Annotated in this window: 13 protein-coding genes and 1 pseudogene; 5 read left to right on the forward strand and 9 right to left on the reverse strand. The window is 72.3% G+C overall.

Translation table 11 applies throughout. From position 1 onward, the window contains the following. Positions 1-219: 219 nt before the first annotated feature. From ACXAHD_RS07285 to ACXAHD_RS07310, 6 genes and pseudogenes are all read right to left on the reverse strand, one after another. Complete coding sequence (locus ACXAHD_RS07285; protein ID WP_475049333.1) at positions 220-1,986, reverse strand: serine/threonine-protein kinase; 1,767 nt, start codon at positions 1,984-1,986, stop codon at positions 220-222. A gap of 54 nt (positions 1,987-2,040) precedes the next feature. Continuing rightward, a complete protein-coding gene (locus ACXAHD_RS07290; RefSeq protein ID WP_289211975.1) occupies positions 2,041-2,493 on the reverse strand; it encodes a hypothetical protein in 453 nt (150 codons plus the stop codon). Between the two features lie 142 nt (positions 2,494-2,635). Then, positions 2,636-6,223 (reverse strand): annotated as a pseudogene (locus tag ACXAHD_RS07295) (adenylate/guanylate cyclase domain-containing protein); the annotation flags it as partial. Continuing rightward, positions 6,220-7,074: an MBL fold metallo-hydrolase gene (locus ACXAHD_RS07300; protein WP_281552779.1), complete on the reverse strand. Its 855-nt coding sequence runs from the start codon at positions 7,072-7,074 to the stop codon at positions 6,220-6,222. The pseudogene ACXAHD_RS07295 and the gene ACXAHD_RS07300, both read right to left, overlap by 4 nt. 89 nt (positions 7,075-7,163) lie before the next feature. Beyond that, positions 7,164-7,625 (reverse strand): RidA family protein, encoded by a 462-nt coding sequence (locus ACXAHD_RS07305; protein WP_281552778.1) that lies wholly within the window; start codon positions 7,623-7,625, stop codon positions 7,164-7,166. Continuing rightward, positions 7,622-7,777: a DUF4177 domain-containing protein gene (locus ACXAHD_RS07310; RefSeq protein ID WP_123603862.1), complete on the reverse strand. Its 156-nt coding sequence runs from the start codon at positions 7,775-7,777 to the stop codon at positions 7,622-7,624. The genes ACXAHD_RS07305 and ACXAHD_RS07310 overlap by 4 nt, the downstream gene beginning before the upstream one ends. Before the next feature lie 149 nt (positions 7,778-7,926). Between ACXAHD_RS07310 and ACXAHD_RS07315 the strand changes: the two genes are divergently transcribed. From ACXAHD_RS07315 to bagB, 3 genes are read left to right on the forward strand one after another with little or no spacing between them, the layout of a single operon-like run. Beyond that, the gene (locus ACXAHD_RS07315; RefSeq protein WP_475049337.1) at positions 7,927-8,754 is read left to right on the forward strand and encodes an Rv0361 family membrane protein; all 828 of its coding nucleotides are present in this window, start codon (positions 7,927-7,929) and stop codon (positions 8,752-8,754) included. 28 nt (positions 8,755-8,782) lie between these two features. Next, on the forward strand, positions 8,783-9,793 hold the full coding sequence (gene bagA / locus ACXAHD_RS07320) for an ATPase BagA (protein ID WP_281552776.1): 1,011 nt from the start codon (positions 8,783-8,785) through the stop codon (positions 9,791-9,793). 34 nt (positions 9,794-9,827) lie between these two features. Continuing rightward, complete coding sequence (gene bagB, locus ACXAHD_RS07325; RefSeq protein WP_281555797.1) at positions 9,828-10,976, forward strand: ArsA family ATPase; 1,149 nt, start codon at positions 9,828-9,830, stop codon at positions 10,974-10,976. A gap of 52 nt (positions 10,977-11,028) precedes the next feature. Here bagB and ACXAHD_RS07330 read toward each other — a convergent pair whose 3' ends face one another. Next, positions 11,029-11,325 (reverse strand): WhiB family transcriptional regulator, encoded by a 297-nt coding sequence (locus tag ACXAHD_RS07330; protein WP_281552775.1) that lies wholly within the window; start codon positions 11,323-11,325, stop codon positions 11,029-11,031. A 395-nt stretch (positions 11,326-11,720) separates the two neighbouring features. On the opposite strand from ACXAHD_RS07330, the gene ACXAHD_RS07335 reads away from it, so the two are divergent. Then, positions 11,721-14,162, forward strand: a complete 2,442-nt coding sequence (locus tag ACXAHD_RS07335; RefSeq protein WP_289211974.1) for a penicillin-binding protein — start codon at positions 11,721-11,723, stop codon at positions 14,160-14,162. A 13-nt stretch (positions 14,163-14,175) separates the two neighbouring features. Then, positions 14,176-14,427, forward strand: a complete 252-nt coding sequence (locus ACXAHD_RS07340; RefSeq protein WP_475049342.1) for a hypothetical protein — start codon at positions 14,176-14,178, stop codon at positions 14,425-14,427. 469 nt (positions 14,428-14,896) lie between these two features. Here ACXAHD_RS07340 and ACXAHD_RS07345 read toward each other — a convergent pair whose 3' ends face one another. Further along, entirely contained in the window at positions 14,897-15,076 is a 180-nt protein-coding gene (locus ACXAHD_RS07345) for a hypothetical protein (protein ID WP_281552772.1), read from the reverse strand. Between the two features lie 10 nt (positions 15,077-15,086). Beyond that, entirely contained in the window at positions 15,087-15,566 is a 480-nt protein-coding gene (locus ACXAHD_RS07350; protein WP_281552771.1) for a zinc ribbon domain-containing protein, read from the reverse strand. Positions 15,567-15,660: the final 94 nt, after the last annotated feature.

Below are 15,660 nucleotides of genomic sequence, written 5' to 3' on the forward strand. Positions count from 1 at the left end.
GGCGATCTCCGTACTCGGCGGGGTCGTCGACCGGGTACGGGCCGACGGACGGTTGCGGGTCAGCAGTGCCAGCAGGCAGCCGGCCAGCGTCCAGCCGCAGAGCACGAACCACTGCGGCAGGGTCGGACCGTCCGGAAAATACGAGATACCGCCCGCGAATCAACGAAACGGACGCCCCGGGTGGAAAGTCGGACAGCCCGGACTTGCGCCGGATGTCGGTTACCGGGCGGCCAGGGTCGGGCCGAACAGTTGGCCGGGCCCCTTGCCCGCCAGGCACTGGTACCGGTGGTCGCCGGCGGCGAGGTCCGCCGGATCCGGCAGCAGCACCGCGTACTGCCAGTCGTGGGCGTCCATCCGCAGGGTGAACAGCCGGAAGCTCTCCGCCCCGCAGGCCTCGGCGATGGCCGGGTCGGACCGGATCGTGGCATGGTCGGCAGCCCGCAACCGGGTCGGCAGCTCACCGACCGCGAACATCTCCCAGGTGTGCCGGCCGGTGCAGGCGGTCGCGGTCAGGGTACGCGGAGAGTTCGATACCCGGCCGTTGAAGCATTCAAGATCGTCCGGACAGCGCAGCTCCGGTCGCAGCGTCAGGTGGCAGTTCGGCAGCACCGCGCCCGCCGGACCGCCGCTGGTGGGGTCGCTGGCAGGGCTCTCACTGGCCACCGCACCGGTCGTCCGCTGGTCGGCTCCGGTGATCGGGGGAAACGTGGTGGGACCGGAGCCCTTGGCGACGATCCAGGTGCCCAGGCTGGTCATCGCGAGCAGCACCAGCAGGCCGAGCCCGCCGGCGAGGGTCCGCAGCCAGGAACGGACAGCGTTGTCGGGCGAGGTACCCGTTCGGCCGGACGACGGGCCGGACGACGGGCCGGACGACGGGCCGGACGACGGGCCGGACGACGGGCCGGACGACGGGCCGGACGACGGGCCGGACGACGGGCCGGCAGCCGACGGCGGCGGGCCGGGCGGGCCGGGTCGTTGCCCGGGCACCTGGCCCGGCTCCGGCGGAGGTGGCACCGGAACGCTCCAGGACGGGTTGCGTTCCGGCCGGGACGGCACCGGGGTCGTCGGGTCGGCCCAGCTGCTCGACCCGGACGGTGGCCCACCGGAGACCGGGGCGATTGAAAACGGCGGCCGGTGCGGGGCAGCCGGGCTCCAGTGCTGACCGAGCGGTACCGCCGCCAGCATGTCCCGCAGCACGACCGCCGGAGGCCGGGCAGCGGGATCGTTCGCCATTCCCTGGCGTAGTACATCGGTCAGCGCCGGGTTGACCCCGGGCAGGTCCGGCAGCGGCCGGTCGAACATCTCCAGGAGAGCCACCAGGCTCGGGTTGCGCTCGTCGTCCCAGCGTGGCGGCTTGCCGCGCATGATGGCGTACAGGGTGGCGCAGAGCGCGTAGACGTCGGCGGCGGCCGACGGCGGACGGTGCTGGAACGACTCGGGTGGCGCGTACGCCGGGGTCAGCACCTCCAGGGTGACCGAGGCGTCGCGGTGCTCGACCAGCACGGCCAGGCCGAAGTCGGCCAGGGCCGGCTCGTTGAACCGGGAGTAGAGGATGTTGGCCGGTTTGACGTCGCGGTGCAGGACGCCGAGATGGTGGGCGTCGGCGAGCGCGTCCGCGATCTTGACCCCGACGTCACGGGCCTCGAAGGCGTCCAGCGGGGAGGTGCGCATCCGGTCGGCGTACGAGCCGTCGCACATCTCCATGATCAGGTACGGATGGAGATCCCCGGTGACGCCGACGTCGAAGAGGTCCACCACGTGCGGATGGGACGACATCCGCCCGGCGGCACGCGCCTCCCGCATGAACCGGCGCTGGTCCCGCTCGTTGTCCAGAGCCCGGTTCTCCACCTTGACGGCGACCTCCCGGCCGACCGACTCCTGGACCGCGCGATAGACGGTGGCGTAGCCGCCTCTGGCGAAGACTGACAAATCTGACAGTCCAGGCACTGTGGGGAACGGCAGCGCGCTCGGCAGTCTGTCGTTCACACGGTAAACGGTACCCAAGACCCCGGACAGCCGGGGCGACCCCGGGCCCCCGGGTCAGCCGTCGCCAGCCGACCGGCCGGTGCCGGGCGACGGTACGCCGACCCGGCGGCGACGTTCGGTCAGCAACGCCACCCCGGTCACCACCGCGCCCAGCCCTTCCCAGGCGGCCACCCCGACGAACCGCACCGGAGCCACCTCGGCGACTACGACCACGGTGAAGACCACCGTGGTGACCAGCCGGAAGATCACCGAGAACAGGAAGAACGGTCGCCAGTCGGTGACCGACGCCAACAGGTAGTAGACGCCCATGTTGAACGAGGCCATCGACGACGCCGTCATGAAGGTACGGGTGTAGTCGCCGGCCGCCCGCTCCCCGGTGGGCAGCGTGTCGAAGCCGAGCAGTACGAGCAGGACATCGGGCTGAGCCAGGCCGACCGCGCCCAGCAGCAGGGCCATCGCCCCGAACACGGCGACAGTCCATCCGGATACCGAACGGGGCAGCTTCATCGGGTTCCTCCGGCCACAGTGCGCCCAGGATGGAGCACAGTGGGAGTCAGGCTAGCGAGCGCGCCGCCCGGCCGGCATCCCCGGGTCCGCCATGATCCACCCCACCGACCAGGCCACCGTCATCCACAGCGGACCTGATCGCCTCGGCGGGCGCCCGCTCGCTGACCTGCTCGGTGCCGTACGCGAGACTGACCGCCCGGTCAGCTGCCTGCCGTGCCGCGACCTGCTCGCCGTTGGCGGCGAGCGCGGAGGCCAACACACCGAACCCGACGACCTGACTGCGGACGTCCTCCGCCGGCGAGTCCAACGCCCGCCGGGCCCAGTGCAGCGCCGGCTCCGGCTGCCCGTCGGCGAGCAGCGCCGCCGCGTACCGGGCCAACGTCTGACGCCGGGAGAACAACACCGCCGGGCTGTCCATCGCGGTCGCGACCGGTGCCAGCAACCCGACCGCGGTCGGCGGGTCACCCGCTGCGAGCCGCGCCGACGCGAGCAGCACCCGTGGCGCCACCTGGACGGCGGCCAACGGGTTGTGCGGTTCGACCGACGTCAGCACCGACTGCGCCAACCGCTCGGCACCGGCCACGTCACCGCATTGCAGGGCGACGAAGCCGCGCAGCGTCCCGGCCATCCCGATCAGCAACGGGTGATCGATTCGCTCGCCCTGGGCGAGCGCGTCGGAGAGCAGATCGGCGGCGTGTTCCCACTGGCCGAGCCCGCGCGCCACCACCCCCCGCGCCAGCAACGCGAAGCCCCGACCCCAGTCGTCGGCCGCGCTGTCGAAATCCCGGTACGCGCGCCGCGCCGACTGGTCCGCCTCGGCCAACTCACCCAACTCGGCCGCGGCGAACGCCTCCACCGCCCGGAGCGTGCCGACCGCCCACGCCTCCCCCACCCGCTCGCCGAACGGCAGGAAAACCCGGGCCAACCGGCGGGCGTCGGCCAACCGGCCGGAGAGCAGCCGGGCGAACGCGGTGGTGCCCCGCAGCCAGGCCCGCCCCACCGGGTCGTCCAGCTCGACGAACAGCCGCGCCGCCCGGTTCAGCACCGCGTCGGCGCCGGCGAAGTCGCCGCGCATCGTGGTCACCCACGCCAGGCTCTGCAACGACCAGGCCTGCCCACGCCGGTCGCCAGCTGCCAGGTTCACCTGGTACGCCGCAGCGAATCGGCTGCTCGCCCGGCTGAGCCGGCCGGCCAGGAAGTCGGCCATCCCGAGTCGGCGCATCGCCTCCGCCCGCTCGGCGGGCAGCCCGACGTCGGTGGCCACCTGCAACGCCTCACGCCACACCGCCACCGCACGGGCGGCGTCGCCCACCGCCCGGTGGGCCCGACCGGACACCAGCAGAGCACCGGCCCGGGCAGCCGCGTCCTCACCGGCGTTGGCGAGCACCTTCTCAGCGGTGGCCAGCGCCTCGGCCGGGCGGCCGGTCTGCAGCAGCGCCCGGGCGTAGACCAGCCGGTCGGCCTTCGGCACCGCGTCCCCGCCGAGCACGGACGCCCGCTCGGCGTACTCCACGGCCAGCTCCGGTTCACCGACCGCGATCGACCGGCGGGCCGCCCGGCCCAGCGCCGCGACCCCCAGCGGCCCGACGGCGCGGGCCGCCGAGTCCGGGCGCAGCCCGACCGCCTCGGCCAGGCCGACGGCCCGTTCGACGTGCTCGGCGACGAACACGTCCCGCAGCGCCGGGCTCATCCCGCCCGGCCCACCGCTCGCCGGGCCGGTGCCGACCGCATTCGGCGCTTCGGCCCCGGCCGCCCACCGGGCCAGGCACGCGTGCCGTTCCGCCAGGTCGGCCTTGCCGATCCCGGCATAGGCCGCCTCCCGCATCAGCGGGGTCGGAAAGGCGAAACCGACCCGGGTCCGGTGCAGCATGCGGCGCTGCAGCAACTCCTCGACGGCCCGGTCGAGCTCGACCGCCACCACCGCCGCCGGCCGGCCGTCCCGCCGGTCCCGCAACGACTCCAGGGTGCCGTCCGGTACCACGTCGCCGACCACGGCGGCGTCACGCAGCACCGACCGGGCGTCGGCCGGCAACGCGTCGATCCGGGCGGCCAGCACCGCGGCCAGGTCCCGGGAGAGCAGCCGGCTGCTCAACGAGCCGGGTGCCAGCCGCCAGTCCGCGCCGTCGCCGGCGGCGTCGGCGTCGGCCGACGGACCGGTCCGGGTCAGCGCGCCCCGCTCGATCAGCAGGGTGACCAGCTCGGCCAGGTAGAACGGGTTGCCCTGAGCGGTGGCCAGCAGCCGGTCCACGTCGGGTTGCGGCAGCCGCCCACCGCCGAGGTACGAGGTGAGCAGCCGGGCCGCGTCGGCGCCGCGCAGCGGCGGCAACGGGTGCACCTCGGCGTCGGCCACCCCGGTCAGCACCCCGGCGGTACGCACCAGCTCGGGTCGGCCGAGCAGCAGCACCAGTACCGGACCGGTGAGCCGGGACAGCGTCTCGCCGAGCACCTCGACGGTGTCCGGGAGGGCGTCGTGCAGGTCGTCGACCACGATCAGCAGCGGCGCCTCCCGGGCCAGGGCGCTGAGCAGGTCGGCCACCGCGCTCGGGATCGCCTCCGCGTCGAGCACCGGAGCGTCCGTGGTCAGGTCCGCCGGACCGGACGACGGGTGCGCGGCAGCGGGCGGCTCCGCGTACCCGAGCAGGGTCAGTAGCAGGTCGACGGAGAGCGGCGGCGGTTCCGGACGGACCCGGGCCAGCCGCTGCCCGAGGCGACGCAGCCGCTCCTCGACCACCGGGCGGGTGACCGCGGTGGAGCTGTCCCGGGGCAGCCCGGCCGCGATCCGCACCAGGTCGGCCAGCGGGGCCAGCCGACGCCGCTCGCCGAAGGCGGCGCAGCGTACCGACAGCACCCGCGCGCCGGTGGGCGCCGCGTACCGCCCGGTGCCGACGTCGTAGCCGGCGGCGTACCGCTCGACCTCGACGGCGAACCGGGACTTGCCGATGCCGGCCTCCGCGGTGAGCACCAGCACCCGCGGATCGCCGTGGTCGATCACCTCGGTGAGCCGGCCCGCCAGCCGACCGATCTCGGCCTCCCGCCCGACGAACGGGGCCTGGTCGCCGATGCCCGACCGGGTGCCGGGCGCGTCGTGCAGACCGAGCAGCTCGTACGCCTCGACCGGGGCGCGTTTGCCCTTCAGCCGCAGCGGGCGCAGCTCCCGCCAGGCGGCGACGTGCCGGGTGCCGGTGACGGTGCCGGCGCCGGCGTACACCGCGCCGACCGCCGCCGCGTCGGCGAGCCGCGCGGCGGTGTTGACCGTGTCGCCGATCACCGTGTACTCGATGGCAGCCTGAATGCCGGCGACCACGTCACCGGTGTTCAGGCCGACCCGCAGGCCGAGCGGAGCACCGCCGCCACGCTCGTCGTCGAGCACCCGACGCACCGCCCGCTGCATGCTGAGCGCGGCCCGTACGGCACGTTCGGCGTCGTCCTCGTGGGCGACCGGGGCGCCGAAGACCGCCATGATCCCGTCGCCGGTCAGCTTGTCGACGTGCCCGCCGAACGTCTTGACCGCCCCGGCCAGGGCGGCGAGCACCCGGTCGGTGACGGCACCGACCCGTTCCGGGTCGAGATCCTCCGACCAGGAGGTGAAGTCGGACAAATCACCGAAGAGCACGGTGACCACCCGGCGTTCGGCGGCCGGCAGGAAGGCGGCCGCCGGCAGCGCGCCGCCGCAGTTGTGGCAGAACCGCGCGCCGGGTACCGCGACGGTTCCGCACACCGGGCAGGTCACTGCCGTTCCAACCCGGTCCGCCCCGGTGTCGATTCCCGGTCACCTGCCGCGCTGTCGGTCGGCCCGCGCAGGTAGGCGAGCTGCGCCCGGACCGACCACTCGGCGGCCGGCCACAACGCCCGGTCGACGGTGGCGTACACCTCGGCGACGACGGCCGCCGGTGCGGTCACGCCCCGGGCCACCACCTGGCGGACCTGGTCCAGCCGGGCCTGCCGGTGGGCCAGGTAGAACCGGGCGGCGGCGGCGCAGTCGGCCAGCGCCGGGCCGTGCCCCGGCAGCGCCGTCACCTCGTCGTACGCCGCGAGTCGCCGCAGGCTGGTCAGGTAGTCGCCGAGGTCGCCGTCGGGCCAGGCCACCACGGTGGTGCCCCGGCCGAGGATGGTGTCGCCGGTGAGCACGGCCTGCCGCCCGTCCGGCCCGGCGACCAGGAAGCAGGCCGAGTCGGCGGTGTGGCCGGGGGTGGCCAGCACGGTGACGGTCAGGCCGGCGGCGTCCAGCACGGTCCCGTCGCCGAGCCGGTCCGGTTGCTGCACCTGGTGGTCGGCGGTCAGGCCCCGGACCGGGGCCTGGAACCGCTCGGCGGCCGCCGGCACCGCCTCGACATGGTCCGGGTGCCCGTGGGTCACCAGGATCATCGAGTACGGGCCGTGCTGCGCCAGCCGGTCGAGATGCCCGGCGTCGGCCGGACCCGGGTCGACGAGGACGCCGTACCGCTCGCCCGGCCGGCGCAGCACCCAGGTGTTGGTGCCGTCCAGCGTCATCGGCCCGGGGTTGGGTGCCCGCACCAGGGTCGCCCAGCCCGGCAGATCGCTGGCCAGGGCCGCGGCGGGGGTGGTGACGTGCGCGGTCATGGCTGCGATGGTACGGCCGTACGGTGACTTCGCCGAGACTTCTTCAGCCCGCTCGGGTGCCGACCTGCGCCAGGCCGGTGCGCACCGGATCAGGCGACCTCGACGACGACCTCCACCTCGACCGGCGCACCGAGCGGAAGTTCGGCCACCCCGACGGCGCTGCGGGCGTGCCGGCCGGCGTCACCGAAGACCTCGCCGAACAGCTCCGAGGCCCCGTTGATCACGGCGGGCTGGCCGGTGAAGCCGGCGGTCGAGGCGACGAATCCGGTGACCTTGACGATCCGGGTCACGGCGTCGAGGCCGACCAGGGCGTCGATCGCGGCGAGCGCGTTCAGCGCACACCGGCCGGCCAGCTCCCTGCCCTGTTCGGGGGTCACCTCGGCACCCACCTTGCCAACGGCGAGCAGCGCTCCGTCGGCCATCGGCAGTTGGCCGGAGACGTAGACGTGCTGACCGGAGCGGACCGCCGGAACGTAGGCGGCCACCGGCGGGACCACAGTCGGCAGGCTCAGCCCCAGTTCAGCGAGGCGGGCGTGTGGTCCGGCGGTCACGACTTGGGCCGCTTCAGGTACGCCACCAGCTGGTCCGGGTTGGGACCGGGGATCACGGTGACCAGTTCCCAGCCGTCCTCACCCCAGTTGTCGAGGATCTGCTTGGTGGCATGCACCAGCAGTGGCACGGTGACGTACTCCCACTTCTGCATCGCGTTACGGCTCCTAGCTCTGATTCGGCAACCGCCACAGCCTAAGGCCAACGGCCGGGAGGGTGAGCCGGGTGCGTCGGCCAGATACCCTGACCGTCTGGTGGCGGCTACCGTCCGCCGACGACGAGACCTGAAACCTGGGGATGAGGATGACGCAACCGCCCAGTGGCGAGGCACAGCCACCGGACGCACAGCCACCGGCGCCGGACGCACAGCCGACCGAGGCACAGCCGACAGGGCCTGGGCAGTCGGCAGGGCCGGGACAGTCGATCCCGCCGCCGCCTTGGCAGCGTCCTACCGCACCGCCGTTCGTTCCGCCGCCGGACCGGTCGCCGTACGCCCCGCCGCCGGCCGGCGCACCGTTCGCGGCGGCACCGGGTGGCCCGCCGTTCCCGCCTCCGCCGGGACAGTCCGCACCGCCGCCCGGGCAGCCTGTACCACCGCCGCCCGGCCAGCCGGTGTCACCGGGACAGCCGTTACCCCCCGGCCAGCCCGTACCGCCGACTCCCGGCGCACCGGCCGCAGCTGCCGCCGGCCGCCGACGTGGCCTGCTGATCACCTCGGTGGTGCTCGGTGTGGTGCTGCTGCTCTGCGGTGGTGGCGGCATCGCGGCGTTCCTGGTGATCAACAACCTGGAGACGGGTAGCGGCGCGGCCGAACCGGTCGCCGCCGTGGACGAGTTCCTCCAGGCGGTGTACACCGACCGGAACGTCACGGCCGCGGCCGACCTGGTCTGCCGGGAGGCCCGGGACGAGTCCGCGCTGATCGAGAAGGTGGAGGAGATCGAGGGCTACTCGTCGACGTACCGCAACCCGCAGTTCGAGTGGAACGTGCCGACCGTCGACGAGCAGGACGAAGATCGGGCCGTCGTCTCGGTCACCGTGCGCATGGTCACCGAGGACGAGCGCAGCGCGGAGCAGGATCTCAGCTTCATGGTGGTGCAGAAGTCCGGCTGGTTCGTCTGCGACGTCAACTGAGCGGCGTCGCGCACTAGTCTGGTTGGACGTGGGGGTCACCGAGCAGTCACCTGTCGCCGCCGTACCCGGCTGGCCGTCCCGGTTGCACGTGGTGACCGGCAAGGGCGGGACCGGCAAGACCAGTGTCGCCGCCGCGCTGGCGCTCGCGCTGGCCGGCTCGGGCCGGCGCACCCTGCTCGCCGAGGTGGAGGGCCGCCAGGGCATCGCACAGCTGTTCGACCTCGGGCCGCTGCCGTACCAGGAGCGCCGGATCACCACCTCGGCCGCCGGCGGCGAGGTCCGCGCCCTGGCGGTGGACCCGGAGGAGGCGCTGCTGGAGTACCTCGACATGTTCTACAAGCTGGGCGCGGCCGGGCGGGCGCTGCGGCGCCTGGGCGCCATCGACTTCGCCACCACCATCGCCCCCGGGCTGCGCGACGTCCTGCTCACCGGCAAGGTGAAGGAGGCCACCACTCGGATGGTGGACCGGCGACGGGTCTACGACGCGGTGGTGCTCGACGCACCGCCCACCGGGCGGATCGGCCGGTTCCTGAACGTGACCGCCGAGGCTGCCCGGCTGGCCAAGGTCGGCCCGATCAAGACGCAGAGCGAGGGCGTCGCGGTACTGCTGCGTTCGCCGATCACCGCGGTGCACGTGGTGACCCTGTTGGAGGAGATGCCGGTGCAGGAGACCCTCGACGCGGTCGCCGACCTGACCGCGCTGGGCATCCCGGTGGGCAATGTGATCGTCAACTCGGCCCGGCCGCCGCTGCTCGCTGACGGACCGGTCGGCCAGACGCAGCTACGGCGCGGGCTGGCCGCAGCCGGGCTGCCGACCGACCGGGAGACGGTGACCGGCCTGCGGGCCGAGGCACAGGAGCACCTCACCCGCCGCGCGCTGGAGGACTCGCTGCTGACCGACCTGGTCGAGTTGGGCCGGCCGATCGTCCGGCTGCCGCTGCTGCCGGACGGGGTCACCCGCGAGGGCCTGGACACGCTGGCCGCAGCGTTGCTGACCGGCACCGGGCCAGCTGCTGGAAGCGACCTCACAGCGACTTGATCGGCGGATCCTGGGCCGACCCCGATACGCTCGACTGGTGCCTCCTGATCACGCAGCGCCACCGCTGGACGTCGACCGGATCCTGGCCGATCCGGGCGTGCGGATCGTGGTCTGCTGCGGTGCCGGCGGGGTGGGCAAGACGACGACCGCGGCGGCCCTGGCGCTGCGCGCCGCTGAGCGGCACGGCCGGCGCACCGTGGTACTCACCATCGACCCGGCCCGCCGGCTGGCGCAGTCACTGGGCCTGACCGAGCTGGACAACACCCCACGGCAGGTCAAGGGCATCGAGGTGGAGGCCAGCGGCGGCGAGTTGCACGCCATGATGCTGGACATGAAGCGCACCTTCGACGAGGTGGTGCTCGCGCACACCGACACCGACAAGGCCGCCGAGATCTTCGCGAACCCCTTCTACCAGGCCATGAGCTCGACCTTCGCCGGTACGCAGGAGTACATGGCGATGGAGAAGCTGGGCCAGCTGCACGCCGGTGGCGAGTGGGATCTGATCGTGGTCGACACGCCGCCGTCGCGGTCCGCGCTGGATTTCCTGGACGCACCGGCCCGGTTGGCGCGCTTTCTGGACGGCCGGATGCTCCGACTGCTGCTGGCACCGGCCCGGGCCGGCGGTCGAAGTATGTTCAGCCTGGTGACCGCGTCGTTCGGGGTGTTCTCCCGGGCGGTGCAGAAGATCCTCGGCGCCCAGTTGCTCAGTGACCTGTCCGGTTTCGTGGCGGCGCTGGACTCGATGTTCGGCGGTTTCCGGCAGCGGGCCGAGCAGACGTACCGGGTCCTGCAGGCCGACGAGACGGCGTTCCTGCTGGTCGCGGCGCCGGAGCCGGATGCGGTACGGGAGGCGGCGTACTTCGCCGGTCGGCTCGGCGCGGAGCGGATGCCGCTGGCCGGGCTGGTGCTCAACCGGGTGCACGAGCCGGCCGTACCCGGGTTGTCCGCCGAGCGGAGCCTGTCCGCCGCGCAGGAGCTGGACCGCGACGGCGGGCATCCGGCGACGGCCGGGGTGCTGCGGGTGCACGCCGCGGTGGCACAGCAGTCGGCGCGGGAGCGCCGAGTCGCGGCGATGTTCACTGACGCGTTCCCGCAGGTGCCGGTGGCGACCGTCCGCGCGCAGCCCGCCGACGTGCATGACATCGACGGGCTACGGACGATCGGCCACGCGGTCGCCGGCTGAGCCTGGCCCCGCGCAGCTCCCTCTGGTCCTGCACAGCTCCCGGTTCAGCGGATCACTTGGTGGCGACGAGCACCTTTTCGCGGTCCCGCATGGCTGCTTCGAACATTCTGCGCCAGCTCGCCACCTGCGGGTGCCGGCGCAGCAGAGCCCGCCGTTCCCGCTCGGTCATGCCGCCCCAGACCCCGAATTCGATCCGGTTGTCGAGTGCGTCGGCCAGGCACTCGTACCGGACCGGGCAACCCCGGCAGATGCGCTTGGCCACGTTCTGCTCAGCGCCCTGCACGAACAACGCGTCCGGGTCTCCGCTCTGGCACGCCGCCAGGCTGGGCCAATCAGCGATCATGCCCATCGTTCCACGTCCCCCCTAGCAATTTCCGCTTGCAACCGGTGGAGTCAGTCGGCAAGCCGGGCGGCTGACGCTGCTTTCCCCCGCAGCACGCCGCCGTGCGATCCTCGCCGGACCATCATGTTCTGTAGTTGGGTGATTACGCAACGTTATTGGCGAAATCCGCTTATCCGGACACAACACCCTTCCCGGGCGCTCTGCCGAGCAGGGGTACCCGAGGCGGAAACGGGGAAACCCCGCCACCCACACCTTCCCGGGGGGAAAGTAGGCGGCGGAGACCACAACCGCCGGACGGGTCTCTGCGTTTAGCACAACGAGGCCGGAGCCGGCAGGAAATGCACAGGTGCGCCACACGGCGACCTCTTCAGTCCCTCACGTACCCTGACTGGGTGACCTTGATGCGGAAGCGAGACCACAACCCACTGACCAACGCCGCATCGCTGCTGATCTGTGGGCTGCTGGCCGGCGTGGTGGTCGCCGCTGCCGCGTTCCCCGCAGTGGCGATGTCTGGCCTGGCAGCCAAGGCAGGCGCGGAGACCTTCGACAAGCTGCCCAGCGAGCTGACCGTCAAGCGAGCGCCGCAGATCAGCTACCTGTACGCCGCCGACGGCAAGACCACGCTCGCCGCGATGTACGACGAGAACCGCCGCGACGTCCCGATCAAGGACGTCGCACCGATCATGCGGGCGGCGATCATCGCGGCCGAGGACCACAACTTCTACGAGCACAACGGGGTCGACGTCAAGGGTGTCGCCCGGGCCTTCGTCGCCAACCAGGGCGCCGGCGAGACCACCCAGGGCGCCTCGACGCTGACCATGCAGTACGTCCGGCTGGCCATCGCCTACTCGGCGACCCACCCCGAGGACGTGATCGCCGCCACCGAGGACACCAACGCCCGGAAGCTGCGCGAGATGAAGTACGCGATGCAGCTCACCAAGGAGATGACCAAGGACGAGGTGCTGGAGCGCTACCTCAACATCGCCCCGTTCGGCAACGGCGCGTACGGCGTCTTCGCCGCCAGCCAGGTCTACTTCAGCAAGCAGCCGGCGGACCTCACCATCGACGAGGCCGCCATGCTCGCCGGCCTGGTCAAGGCCCCGACGGCGTTCGACCCGACCACGCCGGGTGGCTACCCACAGGCCGTCGACCGGCGCAACTACGTCATCGACAACATGGTCAAGACCGGGGCGATCACCCAGGAGGAAGCCGACGAGGCCAAGGCCGTCGAGCTGGTCGTCAACGGCAAGCGCGCGCCGAACGGCTGCGTCGCCGCCAACAAGAACCACTGGGGCTTCTTCTGCGACTTCTTCTACCGCTGGTGGATGGAGCAGGAGACGTTCGGTGCCACCAGCTACGACCGGGAGCGGCGGCTCAAGAGCGGCGGCTACCACATCGTCACCAGCCTCGACCTGCAGACGCAGGACGCGGCGAAGAACGCCGTCGAGGACGCGCTGAAGACCGGCAGCAAGCACGCGCTGATGGTGGCGGCGGTCGAGCCGGGCACCGGGTACGTACGCGGTATGGCGGTCAACCGCAACTACAAGCTCGACGACCCGGACAACCCGAAGAACAAGCTCTCCAGCGACCCGAAGAAAGCCGACAAGGGCATCCGGGGCACCTACCCGAACACCACGAACCCGCTGCTGACCGGTGGCGGTGACATCACCGGTTACCAGTTCGGCTCGACGTTCAAGATCTTCCCGCTGGTGGCGGCCCTGGAGAAGGGCTACCCACTGGAGTACACAATCAACGCCAAGAGCCCGTACGAGTCGAAGTACATTGTCGAACGGGGCAGCCCGGCCGCCTGCGCGGGCACCAACAAGTACTGCCCCAAGAACGCCAACTCCAGCATGAACGGCGTACACAACATGTGGAGCGCCTTCGGCGCCTCGGTCAACACGTACTTCGTGCCGCTGCAGGAGCGGGTCGGCGCGGCCTCCGCCGTCGACGTGGCGCAGCGCCTCGGCATCACCTTCCGGGCCTCCAACGACGCCCGGTTCGCCGCCGACCCGGAGGGTGCCAACCAGTGGGGCGCCTTCACCCTCGGCGTCTCCAGCACCACGCCGCTGGAGATGGCGAACGCGTACGCCACCCTCGCCGCCGACGGCAAGTACTGCAAGCCGATCCCGGTCAAGGAGATCCGCGACCAGGACGGCAACAGCCTGGACATCGCCCAGCCGCAGTGCAAGCAGGTGGTCTCCACCGAGGTGGCCCGGGCCGCGATCGACGCGGCGCGCTGCCCGGTCGGTGACAACTCGTCGACGTCGCAGTGCCGGAGCCGCACCGCCGGTGGCGTACGCAGCATCGTCGGGCACCCGGTGGCCGGCAAGACCGGCACCACCGACGCCGAGAAGACCGCCACCATGGTGGTGACCACCAAGCAGCTCGCCGTCGCCGGGGTGCTGGCCGACCCGGACTGGGCCGACACCAACGCCACCATGTCGCACGACATCGTCAACCCGGCGGTCTACGAGACGCTGCGGGACGCGATGAAGGGCAAGGAGAAGCAGCAGTTCAAGGCACCGAGCGGCAAACTGGTCCGCGGTGAGCAGCGCTCCATCCCGGGGGTGCAGTGTCAGTCGATCGACAACGCCCGGTCCCGGCTGGCCGGTGCCGGATTCGAGGTCGAGGTGGACCGGTCCGGTGCGGTCGACTCCACCTGCCCGGCCGGCACCGCCGCCGGCACCAGCCCGAGCGGCCGCACCATCAAGGGCGGAGTGGTGATCATCCGGGTCAGCAACGGCCAGGGTGCCCAGCCGAGCCCGGGCGACGGTGACGGTCCCGGTGGGCCGGGCAACGGGCCGGGACGTCCCGGTAACCCGGGCAACCCGGACGACTGACTGGCGAAATCTAGTGGCGGGGGGGGGGGGGGGGGGGGGGGGGGGGAGGGGGGGGGGGCGGGCGGGAAAAGGGGGAAAGGGGGGGGGGGGGGGGGGGGAGGGGGGGGGGGGGCCGCACACCCCCCCCCTTCCCCCCCCCCCCGTCCGCTTCAACCCCTGCTCGCCCGGTACGAGAACTTCCGAGCCGGACCAGTTGATGTCGAGGTTGCCGAGGTCGCTCTCGGGCTGGTCGTCCTCGTCGAGAGTGCTGAAGGCGGCATGGTAGCAGCCGAACCCGTGGCCGCCGGCCAGGGTCGCGATCGCCCAGCCGCGCAGGTTCTCCTCCAGCTTCTCCGGCTGACGTGGGTCGACGGCGACCCGGATGACTTCGAGCAGGTCGTACGTCTGGTCGCGCGTGCCGGCGCTGTCGATGCGGCACAGCGAGAACCCGTACCGCTCGCCTTCCTCCCTCGTCTTGAGCTCGGTTGAATAGTTTCGGTACTGGGAGATTTCGGGGGCGGCGAATCGCCGATCACGTGGTCGGCTTGCTCCGGGTGTTGTCGTTCCGGGTTGGGGCGGGGGTTCGTGGTGTGGTCGGGCCGCCTGGTCGCGCGTCGGTGTCGCTGTGGTCAGCCGGGTGCCGGGCGGACGGCGGTGAACAGGTTGTCGAACGCGGCCTGCGGATGTCCCGCTGGCGGCCGTCGGTTCTCCCCAACGGCGGCCAGTTAGTTCCCCGCCGTGGGTGGTGTTTCTGGTCAGTTCAGTAATTTCACCCGCTGTCCGGTGGTGGCCTGGTTGAGCCGGAAGCTGTCGCCCTGTATGACGACGACGTGGGCGTAATGCAGGTTCGAGCTGACGGCGAGGCTGCGGCGTTCGTAGGCGGCGTCAACGAGGCGGTAGAAGCCTTCGGCGGCGTCGGGTGAGACGGTTGACATCCTCGCCGCCCTAAACGGCGGCGATTCCAGCCACGCCGCGCGTGATACGCGCGGTGTTCTGGTGGGCTACCGTTTCACCGCGCGGTGCCGGGACGGGTCCCGGTCCTACCCGCGCTCCACGGTCGTTGAAGTCCGCCTGCCCGGCGGCCTTGATGTTGATCGCCGCGTTGACGTCCCGGTCGTGGTGACCGCCACACGGACAGACCCACGACCGCACGTCCAACGCCATCCGCTCGTTGATCCGGCCACAGTCCGAGCACATCCGGGTGGACGGAAGCCACCGGTCCACCCGGGCGAACGGTCCCCCGAGCTGTCCCGGGCGGTCCACGACGCGAACTCGACCGCCCGTACCCACATCCCGAACCCGACCACCGGCGAGTGCCACCGGTGCGGCGGCGTACCCGGCCCCTGCCGGCCGTTCCTGCGGGCGATCGCCATCCTGGACCGGTGGGACCCCAGTAGTGCCCGGCGGATCCGCGCCGTACTCCATCTCTCCGGGCTGATGACCGCCGGATACCCGCGCACGACGACCAGGACGAGTCCGCCGAGTCGTACGGAGCGTCGGACGATGCCTGACGACGAAG

It is taken from the genome of Micromonospora sp. ABR4_055, assembly GCF_056160425.1.

Excerpts from the sequence above, each read along its gene's own strand:
- ACXAHD_RS07290 (WP_289211975.1), bottom strand. The coding sequence starts at position 2,493 with ATGAAGCTGCCCCGTTCGGTATCCGGATGGACTGTCGCCGTGTTCGGG.
- ACXAHD_RS07300 (WP_281552779.1), bottom strand. The coding sequence starts at position 7,074 with ATGACCGCGCACGTCACCACCCCCGCCGCGGCCCTGGCCAGCGATCTG.
- ACXAHD_RS07310 (WP_123603862.1), bottom strand. The coding sequence starts at position 7,777 with ATGCAGAAGTGGGAGTACGTCACCGTGCCACTGCTGGTGCATGCCACC.
- ACXAHD_RS07315 (WP_475049337.1), top strand. The coding sequence starts at position 7,927 with ATGACGCAACCGCCCAGTGGCGAGGCACAGCCACCGGACGCACAGCCA.
- ACXAHD_RS07330 (WP_281552775.1), bottom strand. The coding sequence starts at position 11,325 with ATGGGCATGATCGCTGATTGGCCCAGCCTGGCGGCGTGCCAGAGCGGA.
- ACXAHD_RS07335 (WP_289211974.1), top strand. The coding sequence starts at position 11,721 with ATGCGGAAGCGAGACCACAACCCACTGACCAACGCCGCATCGCTGCTG.
- ACXAHD_RS07345 (WP_281552772.1), bottom strand. The coding sequence starts at position 15,076 with ATGTCAACCGTCTCACCCGACGCCGCCGAAGGCTTCTACCGCCTCGTT.
- ACXAHD_RS07350 (WP_281552771.1), bottom strand. The coding sequence starts at position 15,566 with ATGGAGTACGGCGCGGATCCGCCGGGCACTACTGGGGTCCCACCGGTC.